Source organism: Microbacterium karelineae (assembly GCF_009745985.1).
Lineage (GTDB): Bacteria > Actinomycetota > Actinomycetes > Actinomycetales > Microbacteriaceae > Microbacterium > Microbacterium karelineae.
In genome coordinates this window covers 1-4,238 of the sequence record NZ_WFIX01000029.1, presented here as the reverse complement: position 1 = coordinate 4,238, position 4,238 = coordinate 1, and the positions used below count along the sequence as shown (strand labels likewise).

Sequence of the window (4,238 nt, the reverse complement as noted above, 5' to 3'; positions counted from 1 at the left end):
ACTTTTTGGATATCCAAATTGAGTCTTTCAGAGAATTTTTCCAGCTTGATACACTTCCTGAAGCCAGAAAGACAGAAGCTCTTTACAAGACTTTCCAAGAGAATTTCCCAATTACGGATTCAAGAAACCAATTCGTATTAGAATTCTTAGACTATCTGGTAGATTCTCCACGTTATTCAATCGATGAGTGTGTGGAAAGAGGACTTACGTATTCAGTTCCTCTAAAAGCTAGACTTAAATTGTATTGTACTGACCCGGAACACGAAGATTTCCAAACAGTGGTTCAGGACGTATACTTAGGTCCGGTTCCTTATATGACGCCAAGTGGTTCTTTTATCATCAATGGTGCTGAAAGAGTTATTGTTACGCAGCTTCACCGTTCACCTGGTGTATTCTTCGGACAAACTTACCACGCAAACGGAACCAAACTTTACTATTCAAGAATTATCCCTTTCAAAGGATCTTGGATGGAATTTACAACAGATATCAACAGCGTAATGTACGCGTATATCGACCGTAAGAAAAAATTACCATTAACAACTCTATTAAGAGCGATTGGTTATGAATCTGACAAGGACATCCTTCAGATCTTCGACCTTGCTGAAGAAGTGAAAGTTTCTAAAGCTGCCCTTAAAAAAGTAGAAGGAAGAACATTGGCTGCGAGAGTATTGAACACTTGGTTCGAAGATTTCGTAGACGAAGATACAGGTGAAGTAGTTTCTATCGAAAGAAACGAAATCATCCTGGATAGAGAAACTATTCTTGAAAAAGAACACTTGGATCTTATTCTTGATGCTGGTGTGAAATCAATCCTGATTCACAAAGAAAACAGCAACGAATTCTCTATCATCCAGAATACATTACAAAAAGACCCTACTAACTCTGAAAAAGAAGCAGTAGAGTATATTTATCGTCAGTTAAGAAATGCAGATCCACCAGATGAGGAAACTGCAAGAGGAATTATTGAAAAATTATTCTTCTCTGAGCAAAGATATTCATTAGGTGAGGTAGGACGTTACAGATTGAACAAAAAGCTAGGTCTTAATATTCCAACCACAACTGAAGTTCTTACAAAAGAAGATATCATTGCTATCGTAAGACACTTAATCGAGCTTGTAAACTCTAAAGCTGAGGTTGATGATATTGACCACTTATCAAACAGAAGAATTAAAACTGTTGGTGAGCAATTAGCTGGACAGTTCGGGGTAGGTCTTTCAAGAATTGCAAGAACAATCAAGGAAAGAATGAACGTTAGAGATAACGAAATCTTTACTCCACTTGACCTTGTAAATGCTAAGACATTAACATCTGTAATTAACTCATTCTTTGGTACCAACCAGCTTTCTCAGTTCATGGACCAAACCAACCCTCTATCAGAAATTACTCACAAGAGAAGATTATCTGCACTAGGGCCTGGTGGTTTATCAAGAGAAAGAGCAGGTTTCGAGGTTCGAGACGTTCACCATACTCACTATGGAAGAATTTGCCCGATTGAAACTCCGGAAGGACCAAACATCGGTTTGATTTCATCCCTTGGTATTTATGCTAAAATCAACAGACTAGGTTTCATCGAAACTCCATATAGAAAAGTAGAAGAAGGTAAGATTAATCTTAATGCTGATCCTATTTACCTTAATGCAGAAGACGAAGAAGACAAAGTAATTGCTCAGGCAAACGTTGAATTGAGCGATAACGGTGATTTCTTAACAGATAGAATTATTGCAAGATTAGATGGTGACTACCCTGTAGTGGAGCCATCTCAGGTTAACCTTATTGATGTTGCACCAAACCAGATCTCTGGTATTTCTGCATCATTAATTCCGTTCCTTGAGCATGATGATGCGAACCGTGCATTGATGGGATCTAACATGATGCGTCAGGCCGTTCCTCTATTGAAGCCACAGGCTCCAATCGTGGGTACAGGGCTTGAGCAACAAGTTGCAAGAGATTCAAGAATTTTAATTAACGCTGAAGGTACAGGTACAGTACAGTACGTAGATGCTGACAGAATCGTTATTAAATATGAAAGAAGCGAAGACGAAGATTTAGTACAATTCGAGTCTGCTACTAAAACATACAACCTTACTAAGTTCAGAAAAACTAACCAGAGTACAACCATTACCCTAAGACCAAACGTAAGAGTAGGTGATGTAGTGGAAAAAGGACAGGTACTTTGCGACGGTTATGCTACTGAAAAAGGAGAATTAGCTCTTGGTAGAAACTTAGTGGTAGCGTTCATGCCTTGGAAAGGATACAACTTCGAGGATGCCATCGTAATCAACGAAAAAGTTGTACGTGAAGACTGGTTTACTTCAATCCACGTGGATGAATATTCTCTTGAAGTTCGTGATACTAAATTAGGTATGGAAGAGCTTACAGCAGATATTCCAAACGTATCTGAAGAAGCTACTAAAGATCTTGACGAGAACGGTATGATCAGAATCGGTGCTGAAGTGAAGCCTGGAGATATCATGATTGGTAAAATTACTCCAAAAGGTGAATCTGACCCGACTCCTGAAGAAAAGCTTCTTAGAGCAATCTTCGGTGATAAAGCTGGTGATGTGAAGGATGCTTCATTGAAAGCTGACTCTTCATTAAGAGGAGTTGTTATCAACAAGAAATTGTTCTCCAGAAACATTAAAGACAAAAAGAAAAGAACTGAAGAAAAACTTAAACTTGAAGAAATTGAAAACACTTACAAGGCTAAGTTTGACGAGTTGAGAAATACTTTAATTGAAAAATTAAACACACTGGTAAGCGGTAAAACTTCTCAAGGGGTACAAAATGACCTTGACGAAGAAATCATCGGTAAAGGTGTGAAATTCACTCACAAGTTATTAACTTCAGTTGAAGATTATGTAAACGTTAGCGGTTCAGACTGGACAGTAGACGCTGACAAGAATGAATTGATCAAACAATTGATTCACAATTACAAAATCAAATATAACGACATCCAGGGAGTTAAAAACCGTGAGAAATTCGCAATTTCAATCGGAGATGAGCTTCCGGCAGGGATCATGAAGTTGGCTAAAGTTTACATCGCTAAGAAACGTAAACTGAATGTAGGAGATAAAATGGCAGGACGTCACGGTAACAAAGGTATCGTTTCAAGAATCGTTCGTGAAGAAGATATGCCATTCCTTGAAGACGGAACACCAGTAGATATCGTATTGAATCCACTAGGGGTACCTTCTCGTATGAACATTGGTCAGATCTACGAAACCGTTCTTGGATGGGCTGGTAGAAAATTAGGATTGAAGTTCGCTACGCCAATCTTCGACGGAGCAAGTCTTGATCAGATTACTGAATATACTGAGAAAGCAGGTCTTCCTAAATTCGGTCACACTCACCTTTATGATGGTGGTACCGGAGAAAGATTTACTCAGGCTGCAACAGTAGGTATCATTTACATGTTGAAACTAGGACACATGGTAGATGATAAGATGCACGCACGTTCTATTGGTCCTTACTCATTGATTACTCAGCAGCCGTTAGGAGGTAAAGCTCAGTTCGGAGGTCAGAGATTCGGAGAGATGGAGGTTTGGGCACTTGAAGCATTCGGTGCATCTAACATCCTTAGAGAGATCCTTACTGTGAAGTCGGATGACGTGATTGGTAGAGCAAAAACTTATGAAGCCATTGCAAAAGGTGAATCTATGCCTGAACCAGGTATTCCGGAATCATTCAATGTATTACTTCACGAGTTACAAGGTCTTGGATTAGACGTAAGATTGGAGGAGTAAGATATCAGATGTCAGACACAAGATGTCAGACTACGACACTCTAACAATTTTATAATCCTTGAATTTGGAATGATGATTTCTTCTGAAATCTGAAATCTGAAATCTAAAATCTAAAAAAAATTATGTCAAATAAAAATAAATCAAGTAGATTTAATAAAATAACCATCGGTCTAGCTTCACCGGAGTCTATTTTACAAGATTCAAGAGGGGAGGTTTTAAAGCCGGAAACTATTAACTACAGAACTCACAAGCCTGAAAGAGACGGGCTATTTTGTGAGAAAATCTTTGGTCCTGTAAAGGATTACGAATGTGCTTGTGGTAAATACAAGAGAATTCGTTACAAAGGGATCGTTTGTGACCGTTGTGGAGTAGAAGTTACTGAGAAAAAAGTAAGAAGAGAGAGAATCGGGCACATTAACCTTGTAGTTCCAATTGCACACATCTGGTATTTCCGTTCATTACCAAACAAAATCGGATACCTTTTAGGAATTCCTT

General features: G+C 38.6%; 1 protein-coding gene and 1 pseudogene. Both read left to right on the top strand.

Annotated elements, in window-relative coordinates; translation table 11 throughout:
* Positions 1-5: 5 nt before the first annotated feature.
* A pseudogene (gene rpoB, locus GB932_RS21805) lies at positions 6-3,734 on the top strand (DNA-directed RNA polymerase subunit beta); the annotation flags it as partial.
* A 131-nt stretch (positions 3,735-3,865) separates the two neighbouring features.
* Positions 3,866-4,238 (top strand): DNA-directed RNA polymerase subunit beta' (locus tag GB932_RS21800; RefSeq protein WP_156758780.1); only part of this gene is annotated, 373 nt, incomplete at its 3' end.